General features: G+C 51.1%; 15 protein-coding genes. 9 read left to right on the plus strand and 6 right to left on the minus strand.

Annotated elements, in window-relative coordinates; genetic code table 11:
* Positions 1-7: 7 nt before the first annotated feature.
* Complete coding sequence (locus FD09_RS12280) at positions 8-1,876, minus strand: YhgE/Pip family protein (protein ID WP_057821814.1); 1,869 nt, start codon at positions 1,874-1,876, stop codon at positions 8-10.
* A 259-nt stretch (positions 1,877-2,135) separates the two neighbouring features.
* On the minus strand, positions 2,136-3,158 hold the full coding sequence (gene gap, locus FD09_RS12285) for a type I glyceraldehyde-3-phosphate dehydrogenase (RefSeq protein ID WP_057821816.1): 1,023 nt from the start codon (positions 3,156-3,158) through the stop codon (positions 2,136-2,138).
* 123 nt (positions 3,159-3,281) lie between these two features.
* Here gap and FD09_RS12290 point away from each other — a divergent pair, with 123 nt between their 5' ends.
* The 4 genes from FD09_RS12290 to FD09_RS12305 are packed head-to-tail and all read left to right on the plus strand — an operon-like array spanning position 3,282 to position 6,738.
* Positions 3,282-4,082: a helix-turn-helix domain-containing protein gene (locus FD09_RS12290; RefSeq protein ID WP_057821818.1), complete on the plus strand. Its 801-nt coding sequence runs from the start codon at positions 3,282-3,284 to the stop codon at positions 4,080-4,082.
* Positions 4,083-4,084: 2 nt separating this feature from the next.
* Entirely contained in the window at positions 4,085-4,600 is a 516-nt protein-coding gene (locus FD09_RS12295) for a GNAT family N-acetyltransferase (RefSeq protein ID WP_057821820.1), read from the plus strand.
* Between the two features lie 18 nt (positions 4,601-4,618).
* A complete protein-coding gene (locus FD09_RS12300; RefSeq protein WP_057821822.1) occupies positions 4,619-5,707 on the plus strand; it encodes a S66 family peptidase in 1,089 nt (362 codons plus the stop codon).
* Positions 5,704-6,738 carry a M50 family metallopeptidase gene (locus FD09_RS12305; RefSeq protein WP_057821824.1) on the plus strand — a complete coding sequence of 345 codons (1,035 nt, stop codon included), beginning with the start codon at positions 5,704-5,706 and terminating at the stop codon, positions 6,736-6,738. The genes FD09_RS12300 and FD09_RS12305 overlap by 4 nt, the downstream gene beginning before the upstream one ends.
* A 62-nt stretch (positions 6,739-6,800) precedes the next feature.
* On the opposite strand, the gene efp is transcribed toward FD09_RS12305, so the two are convergent.
* Positions 6,801-7,364 (minus strand): elongation factor P, encoded by a 564-nt coding sequence (gene efp / locus FD09_RS12310; RefSeq protein ID WP_057821826.1) that lies wholly within the window; start codon positions 7,362-7,364, stop codon positions 6,801-6,803.
* 248 nt (positions 7,365-7,612) lie between these two features.
* Between efp and FD09_RS12315 the strand changes: the two genes are divergently transcribed.
* A complete protein-coding gene (locus FD09_RS12315) occupies positions 7,613-8,050 on the plus strand; it encodes a GNAT family N-acetyltransferase (RefSeq protein ID WP_235812290.1) in 438 nt (145 codons plus the stop codon).
* 63 nt (positions 8,051-8,113) lie between these two features.
* Here FD09_RS12315 and FD09_RS12320 read toward each other — a convergent pair whose 3' ends face one another.
* The 3 genes from FD09_RS12320 to FD09_RS12330 form a co-directional block, all read right to left on the minus strand.
* A complete protein-coding gene (locus tag FD09_RS12320) occupies positions 8,114-8,965 on the minus strand; it encodes an aldo/keto reductase (protein WP_057821830.1) in 852 nt (283 codons plus the stop codon).
* 249 nt (positions 8,966-9,214) lie between these two features.
* Positions 9,215-10,222 (minus strand): NAD(P)-dependent oxidoreductase, encoded by a 1,008-nt coding sequence (locus FD09_RS12325; protein ID WP_057821883.1) that lies wholly within the window; start codon positions 10,220-10,222, stop codon positions 9,215-9,217.
* Positions 10,223-10,261: 39 nt separating this feature from the next.
* Positions 10,262-11,326, minus strand: coding sequence for an AEC family transporter (locus tag FD09_RS12330; RefSeq protein ID WP_057821833.1), 1,065 nt, complete (start codon positions 11,324-11,326; stop codon positions 10,262-10,264).
* Positions 11,327-12,187: 861 nt separating this feature from the next.
* Between FD09_RS12330 and fabZ the strand changes: the two genes are divergently transcribed.
* The 4 genes from fabZ to FD09_RS12350 are packed head-to-tail and all read left to right on the plus strand — an operon-like array spanning position 12,188 to position 14,374.
* On the plus strand, positions 12,188-12,634 hold the full coding sequence (fabZ, locus tag FD09_RS12335) for a 3-hydroxyacyl-ACP dehydratase FabZ (protein WP_057821835.1): 447 nt from the start codon (positions 12,188-12,190) through the stop codon (positions 12,632-12,634).
* A gap of 14 nt (positions 12,635-12,648) precedes the next feature.
* Entirely contained in the window at positions 12,649-13,131 is a 483-nt protein-coding gene (locus FD09_RS12340) for a MarR family winged helix-turn-helix transcriptional regulator (RefSeq protein ID WP_057821837.1), read from the plus strand.
* A complete protein-coding gene (locus FD09_RS12345) occupies positions 13,128-14,093 on the plus strand; it encodes a beta-ketoacyl-ACP synthase III (RefSeq protein WP_057821839.1) in 966 nt (321 codons plus the stop codon). Before FD09_RS12340 ends, FD09_RS12345 begins: the two co-directional genes overlap by 4 nt.
* A 41-nt stretch (positions 14,094-14,134) precedes the next feature.
* Positions 14,135-14,374, plus strand: a complete 240-nt coding sequence (locus tag FD09_RS12350; protein WP_057821841.1) for an acyl carrier protein — start codon at positions 14,135-14,137, stop codon at positions 14,372-14,374.
* The last annotated feature ends 1 nt before the right edge of the window (position 14,375 follow it).

Genomic DNA, 14,375 nt, shown 5'->3' on the forward strand with positions numbered 1-14,375 from the left:
TTCTAAATCAATCATCAATGATGATGACATCCTGACGCAGACCAATCTGGAAGCGCAGAATCATGGCAATGTTCAGTGCCAGGGTAATCAAGAGCATAATCCATAAATCACTCGTAATGCTTTGGTGGGTGGAAATCACCGCCCGTAAAGCGTTGATTAGATATGTCATCGGCAGCCAGGCGTTCAGAGACTGAGCAAAGTGGTTCACCAGGAAGGTGGGATACAAACCACCCGACGAGGCGAGCTGCAAAACCAAGACAATGGACACCAGCCAAGTCCCAAAGCCGCCGAGCATTAGGCGTAGACAAAAGATTAATGAGACAAACAGCCATGACCCCAATAAAATGACCAGGAAGAACAGGCCGTGATTGCCTACTTGCAAATGGTTGCCCTGCATCAGGGAACCGTAGAGCAGTGCTGCTTGCAGCAAACCCACCAGGCCGACGACAGAGGCTTTGCTGCCCCACCAGGTCAAGGCGTGTTTTGGTTTTTGATGGGGTAGGAAGGCTTCGTACATGGTGCCTAACGCAATGCCGCCCACGTAGAGGCCGATGGCAATAGCAAAGGGAGCCATGCCTGTGCCGTTATTAGGAATCTTAGCAATGTCGCTGGTCACTTCTTTAACCGGGGCGGCCATGGCCTGGGCGTTGGCTGAGGCTGTGTGAATGATCTGCAACTTTTGCGCACCCGTTGCTAAACTGGCGGCTAATGTTTGAGAGCCCGCCAATATTTTTTGGGTTCCTTGGGTTAAGCTGTCGGTCCCTGTGGTCAGTTTAGCCGTCCCCGCTTGCAGGGCGGGTAAGTTGGCCAACATAGTCTGCAAACCGGTACCAATTTGGTGATTGGCAGCGGTGAGAGATTGGGTCCCTTGGCCAAGATCCGTCAATCCTTGCTGCACCCGTTGACTACCGCCAGCCAGCGCCTGGGTACCAGCCACACTAGTTGTACTGCCAGCCGTGACACTTTGCAGGCCACTAATCAGTGCGTTCATTTCCTTTACTAAAGCCACTTGATCGGGATGCGCAGCCGTCAGCTGTTTCTGAATCGCCCCCGCCAGGGCCGTCAATTTCGTTGTTCCAGCGGTCAGTTGGGGAGAACGACGGGCTAGTTGTGCGAGTCCAGTCGTAATTTGCTGCATGGCGGTTTGCAGACTTTGATCACCGGTGCCGAGTTTGGTGAAACCTGTCCCCATGGCCTGATTGCCGGCCGCCAGCTTCTGATTACCAGCGATGACAGTGTTAATCCCTGTGATCATGGCTTGTAGCCCGTTGTGCAACTGGGTTTCACCGGTGAGCAGATTAGTCGACCCCTGGGCTAAGGCAGCACCGCCCGTTGCGGCTTGGTGCATGCCCGTTCCGGCACTGCCCACTGCTTTCAATACAATACCAGCGTACAACTTGGTTACCTGCGTGGAGACCTTACCCTTGATCGCCGTCGCCGCACCGCTGGTCATCTTGGACACGATGAAATTTTGGCCTGAATTGAACCGGAAATACAGTGGCATGGTTTTGGGATGTGCCCCTAAGATTGTGGTGGCATCTTTGGAGAAATGCTTCGGCACCGTCAGCACCATATAATAGTGCCCGGCCTTTAACTGGTGGGCTGCCTTTGCCGCGGATACATGATGAAAGTCCAGAGAGTCAGAATGGACCAGATTCCTCGTCAGGTTTTGACCAATAGCGATGTGTTTACCCTGGTAGTTCACTGGTTGGTCGTGGTTAACAATAGCCACAGGCAAATCGGCCATTTTGCCATACGTATTCCACATCGAGGATAGATAGATGAAACAGTAGATGGCCGGAATCATGGCAATCGCCACGAGGACGACCAGCACCATTTTGTGGGTGATCAGATATTTCCATTCACTCTTCAACATTTTGATTACCGCCTTTCAAATTGACGCATTGTTCATTTGCAAGAATAGGCGGGTTGCGTTGAGAGAACAATGGACAATTGAGGCGAGACTGTGCAGTTGAAAGGGGGATTGTTGAGCGATTTTTGAACTTGAAGAGATGTGGTGCAGTCAATAGGTCAGTAGACACATGGTGCTTGGTGTGCATTTAGAAATTTTTCTAAATATAAGAAAAGAGCCATGCCTAGCAGCACAGCTCTTGGTCAGTATCTAGAACAATCAATTACAGACGGGCAAACTTCAGCAGCGTCCGAATCATTTGGCAGGTAAAGCCGTACTCGTTATCATACCAAGCCACCGTCTTCACCAGTTGCTGATCTCCAGCCGTGACGATGCTGGTTTGCGTGGGATCGAAAATCGATCCATATGTGGTATTGATCACATCGCTGGAGACAATTTCATCCGCATTCCAGCCGAAACTGGGATTGTTCTCCGTGTAAGGACGGATCGCCGCATTGACTTGGTCAGCGGTCAGTGCCGGCGTGTGCAGCATGGTCACCAGTTCGGTCAAAGAACCGTCTGCGACAGGAACCCGTTGGGCGTGGCCCTGTAATTTGCCATTGAGTTGGGGCAGGACTAAGCCGATCGCTTTAGCCGCGCCGGAAGAGTGGGGAATGGTGTTTACGGCCGCCGAGCGGGCCGCCCGCAAGTTTCCGCCGCGCACTGGCCCATCCAGCAGCATTTGGGTAGATGTGTAGGCGTGGACGGTGGTCATGGTCCCGGCGATGATACCAAATTCCTTGTCCAAGGCGGCGGCCATCGGCGCCAAGCAATTCGTGGTGCAGGAACCTGCGGACACGATCGTATCATCGGCGGTGAGGATATTGTCGTTCACGTGATAAACGATAGTCTTCAGATCATTTCCCGCGGGTGCTGAAATCAAAACTCGTTTGACGCCGGCTTGCAAATGTGCCTGGGCTTTGGTTTTCGAGGTATAAAAGCCGGTGCATTCTAACACGAAATCCACACCGTCATTTTTCACCCAAGGCAAGCGCGCTGCATCCGGTTCAGCATATACCGTAAAGGATTGGCCACCCACAATCAAAGCGTGATCCGTGGCACTCACTTCTTCAGGTAAAACACCATGGGTCGAATCGTATTTCAACAAATGTGCCAACATTGCCGGCGAAGTGAGATCGTTAATCGCCACCACCTGAATATCGGTTTTCCCCTGTAGGGCTAAAATACGCCGAAATGCGAGCCGCCCAATTCGTCCGAAACCATTAATACCAATTTTAACTGTCATCCAGTATTCCTCCTAGTCGTGATATACTAATTTCAATCAACAAGGTGAGTATGACCGCTTTAGCGAACGGGAAGAAGAGGCGGTTTATCCTAGGATAAGGTATCCCGGTTTGGAGGAGTCCGTATGAACGAAAAAGTACTCGGCCATTTTTTGCGGTATAAACGGTTAACGGCGAACCCGGCCGCTTTTGGTATCGTGCGGGGACCGCATCGGCGTACCAGCGGGCTGCGACGGGAAGAAGTGGCCGAGCGGGCGCATGTCAGTGTGGATTGGTATGCCCGGATTGAGCAGGGCCGGCGAGACAGCAATCCATCTCCAGAAGTGTTGGCTGCTCTGGGACAAGCCCTCCAGCTCAAACCGGCCGAGCTGAATTATGCGTTTAATTTAATTGGTCAACGACCCACAACGCCGTCGGAGCTGGGTATCAGTGACGGGCTTAAAGGCTTCTTACAAGCCCAGGGGCGGCATCCTGCTTATATCATGGATCGAAACTTTACGCTCGTGGCATGGAATGACGCTTATACGCAAATTTATGGCGATCGGACCGGTCAAAGCACACTGCGCCGCAATGCCGTGTGGCGCGTCTTTCATGATCCATTTTTACGGACCCACGTGAATGACTGGCGGGAGATGGCCCATTGGCAAGTGGCCCGCTTTCGCCAAATTTACAGCACTGCGGCTGATTCGCCTTTTCTTTTTCAAGTCTTCACCGCGATCAAAGAAGATCCGGTTTTCCATGAAGCGTGGGACCAATTGGCTGTGGCCGATCCCGATGAGCAATATTTCTTCGTGGACGCCCCAGATATTGGCGAACTCTATTTTGTCGAAACCACTTTGCAGACGACAACCGGGACGTATTATGTCGCCATTCAAAATAGCGGTGATACGGACACCGAGAAAAAATTGACCCAGCAAGGAGACTAACCATGACAGTGACGATTCGACCTTTACAAGAGACTGATATTCCCCCACTTTGGCAAATTGCGTACGGCCAAGCCCATGAAGAATGGCAGAATTGGAACGGGCCGTATTTCCACGACAAACCGATGACGGAAGAAGAAATGCGGGCCTGGGCGGGGGATCACTTCAAAAATGGCATCTTTGTAAATGGCCAGCCAGTTGGGGCGGTGTTTGCCTACTACGAGGACGGCCAAATGAAACGCTGGCTGGACATCGGCATCGTCATTTATGCAGATGATGAGTGGGGCCAGGGTATTGGTACGACGGCTCTACGGTTGTGGCTGACGAAAGTATTCAGCATGACCGACTTGCCCCATATCGGGCTGACGACTTGGTCCGGAAATCAGCGGATGATGCGGTCGGCGGAAAAATTGGGGATGCAAAAAGAAGCCCAAGTGCGGCAAGTCCGTTACTGGCAGAACCGGTACTGGGATTCGGTCAAATATGGGATATTGCGTGAAGAATGGGAACATCAACAATAAGACGAGGAGGATATTGCCATGTTAAACAAACCCCAACAATTACACCGCGGCGATCAAGTTGCCATTGTCAGTCTTTCCAGCGGCATTTTAGGCGAACCCTTCGCCGCCCATCAGCGCCGCTTAGCCGAGCACCGAATGCAAGAGTTTGGCTTGACCCCGGTTTACATGCCCAACGCCCTGCGCGGTTTGGACTATTTGGCCGCTCATCCAGAGGCTCGGGCCGCAGATCTGAAGACGGCGTTTTTAGATCCAACCATTAAGGGAGTTTTCTGCACCATTGGCGGTGATGATACGTATCGGTTGCTGCCGTATTTGTTAATGGATGATGAATTTATCCAGGCGGTTCAAAACCATCCAAAACTGTTCTCGGGTTTTTCAGATACGACGATCAATCATTTGATGTTCTACAAATTGGGGATGCAAAGTTTCTACGGTCCTAACGTTCTGAATGACTGGGCCGAACTGGGACCGACTTTGCTGCCGTACACAAAACAAACGTTGGAACATTATTTTGCTAATCCGGCTAGGACGGTGATCCCTGCCAGTGGGGTCTGGTACGAAGAACGAACCGACTTTTCTCAGGCGGCGGTGGGCACACCGCGGATTAGTCATCCAGAAACCCGTGGTTATGAAGTGCTGCGGGGCAGCGGCCAGGTACAGGGCCGGTTACTGGGCGGCTGCTTGGATAGTTTGAATGATATCTTAACCACCATGCGCTACCCCGATGAAGCCCGGACCATTGCGGCGTACGAAATTTTCCCTGATGTCCATGCGTGGCAGGACAAGATTCTATTTATTGAAACAAGTGAAGAGCGCCCAGCCCCCACACTGTATCACCAGATGCTGGCCAAGTTGGCTGAACAGGGCGTGTTGGCGGCTGTGGCAGGAATTATTGCCGGGAAACCCCAGAACGAAGTGTTTTATACGGAGTACAAAAAGATCTTGTACGATGTCACAGCGCCGTACGAGACCCCGATTTTGTTTAACGTGAACTTTGGCCATGCTTATCCCCGGACCGCTTTACCGTATGGGGCAATGGCGAAAATTGATTTGGATCAGCGCCAGTTGAGTGTTGAAGAGCCGTTTTTCAAGGGAAACACGATATGAAAGAACTGATTGATACTGCGACTGGGTCAGGAATCAACACGATCATGGCGGCCATGACAGGTCGTCCATCTTGGGCCACATACGCGCTTTTGTTTATTGTTTTTGTCGGCACTATTCCGATCCAAATAGTAGTCCATGAAGCGGGGCACGTCATATTTGGTTGGCTGACGGGGTACCGGTTGGTCAGCATCCGTCTGGGCAGTCTTGTTTATTTCAAAACAGACGCGGGGTGGCGCTTTGGCCGGCAGAAAATCGCCGGTACTGGCGGTCAGGCCCTGATGCGGCCGCCAGACAAAAGCCCTTTACCCTACCGGTTATATTTATGCGGCGGGCTTTTGAGCAATGGCGTTTTCACGATTATCGGTGGCATCGCACTTTCTCCCTGGCGGGTAATGGCGATATGGTGGGTGCTTGCCAGTGTTGCACTGATTTTGATGAATGGCATTCCGGCAGGCTTCAATGATGCCCAGGCATTGCGCATTGTTCACCGTGAACCCGGGAATCAGCAACTGCTGGCGATTCAGTTGACGGCTAATGCGTTACTGATGGCAGGCTATCGGTATGCTGATTTACCGAAAACATTATATAGACCGGTGAGGACGAAACAGCGGACATATTTTAATGATTTCCAACTCTTCCTGGAAGCCGCGTACGATCAAGAAATGGGAAATTACGCACAGGCGGCAGAAATCCTTCAGACTGCTTTTGAGGATGATCAAGAAATGGTGCCGATCTACGCCGCCGAATTGAAGCAGCAATTACTATTGATGCTATTGCTGAGTGATCCGCAAAACTCACTCATCCCCGAACTTTGGGCGGATGTCTCACAACAAGCTGGCGCACACCAGCGCCAACGGCTGATTATTCAGGCAGTCTACGCGTGGTATATCAATCATGATGGCGACCAAGCCAAAGAGGCACTCGCCAAGGCCCAAAAATTACCGGCGGAACCAATCCGGGCGGATCAGGAAATCTTTACGCGGTTTAATGAGCAATTAACCGCGGATATTAACAAAGAAACGACAGCGTGAACGCTTGGAGACCACAAAAAAGCTGCCCAACCATATCGGCTGAACAGCTGTCATCTCTAAAATTAGTTTTGAGCCCGAGACTTGTATTCGCCATTGGCGGTATTGATCGTCAAGGTTTCACCAGTCTGAATGAAGTCGGGGACTTGGACAACCAAGCCAGTTTCCATTGTCGCCGGCTTGCCGCCGCTAGCCGCCGTGGCGCCTTTGATCCCCGGCGTGGTCTCAGTGACCTTCAAATCCACCGTACTCGGCAGATCCAGGCTGATCAATTCGCCCTCGAAGAATTCCAATTGCACCTGCATGTTGGGTACCAGGTATTTCACTTCTTCAGAAATGTGATCGAGGGGTAATTCGTATTGATCATACGTATCGGTATCCATGAAGTAAGCCGTTTGGTCTTGGGTATACAGATATTGGGCGTTTTTGTGGTCCATTTCTGCTAAGTCCACTTTTTCCGTCGGCCGCATGGTGGTTTGCACAATGGCGCCAGTGCGCACGTCATTCAAGCGCATCTGCATGACCGTGTTACCTTTACCTGGCTTATGGTGGTTCGTTTCCAATACTTTGATCAGTTTGCCGTCTTTTTGAAAAACATTGCCGGCCTTTAAATTAATTGCGTCTGTCATTGTCTCGTTCTCCTTTAAATTGTTAAGTGCTCTTGAATGATTAAGCAATACCGAGAGGCGGGGCTAAGGACAGGGCAAAACCACGATGAACCATTGTGCATTGCCACCCGTCATTGTAGAATTTGTAACATAATAAGCCATTCAACTGTACCACGAAAACGCATTTTCAACAAAAATGGGAATTTGGCGGGCCAGAAGCAAACTAAACCGAAAAGCAGGCGATCCATGTGAACCACGATATTCATCCCATGAGTCAAGAAGAAGCCAGGGCATACCTGAATTGGCAATACCCGGCACCTTATACTTTCTACAACATCCCAGCAGCGGACCAGGCGGAGGAGTTGCAAGCAATTTTTGCGGATAATCAGGATGATTACTTTGCAGTTTCTGATGAAGAACAAATGATCGGCATGTATGAGTATTCGTTCCCGGACGGCATGATGGAATTTGGTCTCGGATTACGACCAGAGCTAACTGGCCACGGCCGGGGCTTGCAGTTTGCCCAGGCGGGTCTCGACTTTGGGCGTAAACATTATGCATACCGTGGGCCGATTACGTTGTTGGTGGCCGACTTTAATCAGCGTGCGCGGCATCTCTACGGTCAATTGGGATTTGTCGAAGTCGGGCAAGAACAAGCAGATGCGTATGGCACGCCGGTGACGTTTGTGCGCATGCAGCTGGGGTGACAACATGTAAGAAACAAGAAAAAAGTCCCTCGGCCTGAGATAGATCGAGGGACTTTGCGTATCCTACCGCATCGCCAATGGTTCTTTACGGGTCGGTGCAGGAAACTCTTTATCGAGTAAAGCCAGATCCCCATCTGTTAACGTCACATCACCCGCGGCAATATTAGTCTTCATGTGTTCGGCATTACTGGTTTGCGGAATGGCGATGGTGTGGCCATCGCGAATTGCCCAGGCGAGAATCACTTGATAGGGCGACACATTGTGATGTGCGGCCACCTGGGCTAAGGCCGTATCACCTTGCATGGCCGAAGAACGGATATCCGCACCGGCGCCCACGGGTGAATAGGCGATCAGTGGAATATTATGTGCCCGTTGCCAGGGGAGCAAATCGTATTCGATGCCCCGTTCAGCGAGATTATATAAGTCCTCGTTGGCCACCGCGTTTTTGCCTTCAGGTAGCTGCCAAAGTTCTGTCATATCTGGCAGATCAAAGTTTGACACGCCCCAGGCCCGGATTTTACCGCTATCCTGCAGCCGTTGCAGCTCGCTGATCGTTTCAGCCAGAGGCACACCACCGCGCCAATGGTAGAGATACAAGTCTAAGTAATCGGTCTGCAGTCGTGCTAAGCTGGCCTCCAAACTTTTTTCCATCCGCTGCTTAGACGCGTTGTTGGGCAATACTTTTGAAATGAGAAAAATGTCGTCTCGGTGATAAGTTTGCAGTGCTTCGCCGACGAGAGCTTCGGAGTCACCAGACCCATACATCTCAGCGGTATCTACTAACCGCGCCCCGGCATCAATACCGGCGCGAATCGCGGCGATTTCTTGGGGACGTTTATCCGGCATGCTGCCCATGTGCCAAGTACCAATACCAATGGCCGGCACCTGCCGCCCGGCAATTGTCACTAACTTCATTTTGGCATCTCCTTCGTTATTGAAACAATCCACACGTTTAATTTTAGGTTAGGTATGTGGTGGATACAAGAAGGGGCTTTGATAAGCTAGTTTCAAGAAATCGCACCGATTGCTTGTGGACCAATTGGCTGAGCGGGTGGTGGGATTAATATTCTAAGACCATCCGCCAATGTTAATAGAGATCTGAGACACAAAAAAACATCGATCTATTAGACCGACGTTTTTCAAAGTTAGCTGGCTCAATCAGATTTACTTCGCCGTAACCTCATTCGGCACTTTCCCAGTCGTCAAAGTCGTGTGGAAGTTATCGTAACTCACGGAAATCATGCCTTCCAGTGCCGGTTCAGTCAATGAACCCATGTGCGGTGTGAACAGTACCTTCGGATAAAGCTTGGCCAAATCGCGCAATACTGGTAACGGTAATTGATCGTTGCTGCCCAGATCTTTGCCAAAAACCTGGCCTTCTTCTAACAGCACATCACTGGCGAACCCGTCCAGCCGGTTCCCTTTCAAAGCGGCTAAAACGGCATCATAGTCCACCAATTCACCCCGGGCAGTGTTCACCAGAATTGTGTGGGGCTGTATCTTGGCGATCAGATCGGCGTTGATCATCTTATCGTTTTGGCCAGGGAAATACGGCACATGCAGCGAAATGATGTCGGATTTCTCAACCAATTCGTCCAAACTGACAAAATCAACGACTTGCTTGGCCGCGTCGGATTGAAACACATCGTAACCCAAGACCGTGGCGCCCATGCCTTTCCACAACTCAGCTTCGGTCACGCCGATATGGCCGGTCCCGATAATGCCGATGGTTGAGCTGTGGGCTTCTTTACTGAAGTAAGTCGGTGTGACCTGGTAGTTGCCCTGGGCCGTCCGGCTGGTGGCGTAGGTGGTGTGGCGGAACAGCATCATGCCCAAAGTGAGGGCCAATTCAGCGACGGAATAAGCGGAGTAGCCAGGGACCCGGGCGACTTTCATCCCATAACCGGCTGCGGCCTGCAGGTCAATATGATCATACCCAATGGTCCGGGTGAACACATATTTGATGCCATAATCGTTCATCTTGGCCAGGTTTTGAGCGTCCGCAATGCAGTTGCCCCGTAATAATACGGCGTCGCATCCTTTGATCTCCTCGACATTGTCGTGGGTTAAAAACGCCGTAATCAGTTTCAGATCGTAATCATATTTGTTCAGTTTCTTGAAGAAAGGCACCTCGTAATCATGGACACCGTAACAGGCAATTTTGAAAGCCATAAATTGATACATTCCCTTCTAAATTGAATGGTACAAGTTTTAGCCGAACATGCCCGCGGCCTTAATCACTGATAAGACGACGATCCACAACGGAATCGCCACCACTGCGCACACTGTGGAAATGAAGCTGGCGTTACTGGTCATCAGCGCACCATGGTCGAAGCCGATGGAATAGGCCGCGGCCACGGCTGCAGTCGGTGTGGCCATCATCACGATAATGGTGGACAAGGCAATGTTATCCACGGGCAGGATGTGGGTGGCCGTCAGGATGAACAAGAGCACCAAGTTAATCAGCGGCACAATGACTACCTTGTTCCAAGAATAGTACCAGCTGGTCTTGTCGGTGGCGGCTTCGCTGAAAGAAACCGAGCCCAGCGTCACCCCGATGGCCAACCAGGCTAACGGTGAAGCCAGTGCGGCCAAGTAAGATAAGGGTTTGAACAGCCAAATCGCGGTCTGATCAATCCGGTAGAAGGCCACTGACACCATTTTACCAGTTGCATCCGCCGCCGGCACGGTGACATGGGGTGCGGCGTCTTGGAAGAGCCAGAGGAACAGACCCAAGAAAGTGGCGATGACGATCGGATTCAGCAACATGGTCTTAATGTTCTTCTTCTCCAGCTTCAGCCCGGATAATTTGATATAGGCATAGGAGTATAGGAAGATGCGGTAGCCGATGTTGAAAATAGAACTGTACATGACCCCCTTAGCGCCCCACACAGCGCCGACGATAGGGATACCAAAGAACGTGGTGGAGCCAAACGTGGTCAATACAGACAAGACGGTTTTCTTATCCTTGTCGGACTTGAAGTACATGAATGGGGTAATAAAGATCAGCAGAATATAGATAATGATGCCCCAAATGAGGACGTTGATACCTTGGCGCAGCGTCACCGGATCGATGGGCTGCATGAATGAATTAAAAGCCAATGCTGGCAGTGCCACGGTGAGCACGACCTTCGATAATGTTTTCCCCAAGGAATCAGAGAAGATGCCCTTACGGCGTAAGAAGAAGCCCAACAGGATGATGAAGATCGTGGATGTGACGGCGCTAACGACGTTCATGTTCGTGAGCGTGTCAGTGAGTGCTTTGAGCATGATGATTCCTCCAAATATAGAATGTGGTTTTTACTTGGCCTATTTTATCATGATGCGTGACCAATTTCACTAACTATTTTTGAAAATGATGACAGCAAAGTCAATGGAATCAATGGTAAGCGGTTCCTATTTCAATAGGAAATTTAATCAGTTGTGCGATAAATAACAAATGTAATCGTTTGTATTGAATCGAAACAGGTTGGCGTTGTCCATACTAGAAAAGCTGGATTTGGGGACTCGTAATTCCATAATGCAAAATTCGCTCAGTGGTGTTTAAAGTCGCACATTGGGACGTGGTCACAAAAAAATCAACAATTGCGCCCAGCACCGTAGTGGCGGCGATCGTCTGTTTCATAACATTAGTTATCTAAAGTTTCTGTCAAAAAAAGGTTTGAACATCAAACTAAATTGCGGTAGTATCATTTCAATCACTTGTTGCCGTTACGGATTACCGCAACGGTTTGTCTTTGACCAAATAGTTTGAACATCAAACTATTTGGAAGAGCAGAGTGGTGGTGCTAGGAGTTGGGCTCACGGCCCAGACCTTTCGTGATACACTCCTCTGCTCGTAAATGGGCGCTGCGCCCTCTGGTTATAAACGGGCTCCGCCAACCAAGGGCTAGGGCACAAGAGACAAGTCACATAAAACCTAAGTGCGGGTTTTCTGCGCCTTGTCTCTTGTGCCTCCGCCCCTAACCGGTCGGCTCCGCCCTCTGTTCATAAACGGGCTCCGCGCCCCAGGCCCCTCGCGCTAAGCCCGTCCTGGTCAAAATCCCCAAAAACGGGGGATTATGCCCAGGCCGTTCTTAGCGGTCGGGGCCTACCCGGGGCGCTGCGCCCTCTGGTTACTCAGAAAGGAAGATTTTTGTGCACGTACTGGATGCTGCAGAGATCATGAAATTGATCCCGAACCGCTACCCGATTTTGTACATGGATTATGTGGATGAGCTGACTCCTGGCGAATCTATCGTGGCGACGAAGAATGTCACGATCAACGAGAACTTTTTCCAGGGCCATTTCCCTGGCAACCCGGTCATGCCGGGAGTATTGCAAATTGAATCGTTGGCCCAGGCGGCATCGATTTTGATTTTGAAGACGCCGCGATTCCAAGGTAAGACCGCTTATCTGGGTGCAATTCACGAAGCTAAGTTTCGGCAGGTCGTGCGGCCTGGTGATGTGTTGAAGCTGCATGTGACGATGTTGAAACAGAAGGATAATATGGGTAAGGTCGCTTGCACCGCTATGGTGGGAGAAAATAAGGCTTGCCAGGCTGAACTCACATTTATCGTGGAGGAGGCGCAGGGCAAGGCTTAGAAAAAGGGGAAAATATGATTGATGAGAAATCCGCCGCCGAGGCGGCTCGGAAACAAGACGAGAAGTATATCAACAACGCATTAGTGGATGTGTATGAGAACATTATGCGCTATGAAGAATTGCAAATCCGTGGCAGCCGCTTCCGGGATATCAACGCCCGGGAGCTGCATATCGTCCATGCCATTGGATTACATGACCACAAAACAACGACCCAAGTGGCCCAAGAGTTCCGGATGAGTAAAGGTACGTTGACGGCGCACCTGAATAATTTGGAACGCAAGGGCTATGTGGAACGCCATCGTAACGCAGAGGACCGCCGGATTATCAATCTGGGGCTGACGCGCAAAGGCCGTTTGTTATACCGGGCCCACGATGCTTTCCACCGTCGCTTGGTCAAAGGCTTTCTCGCCGGGATGGACGATGATGATCGGCAGTTGATTAAGCAGGCTTTGATGAACTTGGAGACATTCCTAGATGAGGCGCAGACGAAGAAATGACTAGTCAACCTTTCACAATTCTCGCCGCGGCACATGAATTACCCTGCCGCGTCGTCACCAATGATGAATTGGCCGCGCAAATGGATACGTCAGATGAATGGATTCGGCAACGGACTGGCATTCATACCCGACACATTGCGGCCCCGGACCAAACCACCAGCACGTTGAGTACATCGGTGGCCCAAAAACTACTCCACCAAAGTGGTGTGGCTCCGGACCAAATCAGTTATATCTTGGTGGCGACGATGTCTCCGGACTACGCCACCCCGGCCACTGCGGCCCAGGTCCAAGGTAATATTGGGGCAACCAACGCTGTGGCCTTCGATCTCAGTGCGGCCTGTTCCGGCTTTGTCTATGGCCTGCATGTGATGGCCAAACTGCTGGTGGGGGCGGCCCCAGGTTACGGGATCGTACTGGGCGGGGAAACACTCAGCCGCTTGGTGGATTGGCAAGACCGCAGCACCGCCGTATTGTTCGGCGATGGTGCCGGCGGTGTGCTGGTGACTAATGATCCCGCCGCCGGTAACGGTCAGTATCTGGGCGATGATCTGCATACTCTGGGTGACCAAGGCGCGTATTTGACTGCCCGGCAACTGGGCGGCAGTGACCCTGATCCGTATTTGCGGATGAACGGCCGTAAGGTTTATTCCTTTGCCACCCGCCATGTGCCCCGGTCGCTGACCGCTGGCGTGACCCAGGCCGGTTTGTCCTTAACCGCGGTGGATTATTTCCTATTACACCAAGCTAATGCCCGGATCATCCAGCAGGTGGCTAAAGAACTGGACCAGCCGTTGGCCAAGTTTCCGCAAAATATCGCCACTGTCGGCAACACGGCAGCGGCCAGTGAACCCATTTTGCTCAGCACAGAGATTGCCGACCGGCGAATTCAGCGCGGTCAAACCTTGGCCTTATGCGGTTTTGGCGGCGGCCTCACGGTGGGCACCGTGATTTTACGTTACTAACACTTTAAGTATCACAACAAAACTTTGGAGGTTAATCATTTATGACAAAAGCAGACGTATTAAACAAGATCAAGGACATTATCGCTGACCAATTGGACAAGGACGCCAGCAAGATCACTGAAACCACGAACTTCAAGGAAGACTTGGATGCGGATAGCTTGGATGTGTTTGAAGTGGTGGACAAGATCGAAGACGAATTCGACGTGGAAATCGACAGCGACGAAAGCATTGCGACCGTTGGCGATTTAGTCACTTACGTCGACAAGCAATTACAGGCTTAAT

It is taken from the genome of Schleiferilactobacillus perolens DSM 12744 (assembly GCF_001435585.1).
Classification (GTDB): Bacteria; Bacillota; Bacilli; order Lactobacillales; family Lactobacillaceae; genus Schleiferilactobacillus; species Schleiferilactobacillus perolens.

Excerpts from the sequence above, each read along its gene's own strand:
- FD09_RS12280 (WP_057821814.1), bottom strand. The coding sequence starts at position 1,876 with ATGTTGAAGAGTGAATGGAAATATCTGATCACCCACAAAATGGTGCTG.
- gap (WP_057821816.1), bottom strand. The coding sequence starts at position 3,158 with ATGACAGTTAAAATTGGTATTAATGGTTTCGGACGAATTGGGCGGCTC.
- FD09_RS12290 (WP_057821818.1), top strand. The coding sequence starts at position 3,282 with ATGAACGAAAAAGTACTCGGCCATTTTTTGCGGTATAAACGGTTAACG.
- FD09_RS12295 (WP_057821820.1), top strand. The coding sequence starts at position 4,085 with ATGACAGTGACGATTCGACCTTTACAAGAGACTGATATTCCCCCACTT.
- FD09_RS12300 (WP_057821822.1), top strand. The coding sequence starts at position 4,619 with ATGTTAAACAAACCCCAACAATTACACCGCGGCGATCAAGTTGCCATT.
- FD09_RS12305 (WP_057821824.1), top strand. The coding sequence starts at position 5,704 with ATGAAAGAACTGATTGATACTGCGACTGGGTCAGGAATCAACACGATC.
- efp (WP_057821826.1), bottom strand. The coding sequence starts at position 7,364 with ATGACAGACGCAATTAATTTAAAGGCCGGCAATGTTTTTCAAAAAGAC.
- FD09_RS12315 (WP_235812290.1), top strand. The coding sequence starts at position 7,613 with ATGAGTCAAGAAGAAGCCAGGGCATACCTGAATTGGCAATACCCGGCA.
- FD09_RS12320 (WP_057821830.1), bottom strand. The coding sequence starts at position 8,965 with ATGAAGTTAGTGACAATTGCCGGGCGGCAGGTGCCGGCCATTGGTATT.
- FD09_RS12325 (WP_057821883.1), bottom strand. The coding sequence starts at position 10,222 with ATGGCTTTCAAAATTGCCTGTTACGGTGTCCATGATTACGAGGTGCCT.
- FD09_RS12340 (WP_057821837.1), top strand. The coding sequence starts at position 12,649 with ATGATTGATGAGAAATCCGCCGCCGAGGCGGCTCGGAAACAAGACGAG.
- FD09_RS12345 (WP_057821839.1), top strand. The coding sequence starts at position 13,128 with ATGACTAGTCAACCTTTCACAATTCTCGCCGCGGCACATGAATTACCC.
- FD09_RS12350 (WP_057821841.1), top strand. The coding sequence starts at position 14,135 with ATGACAAAAGCAGACGTATTAAACAAGATCAAGGACATTATCGCTGAC.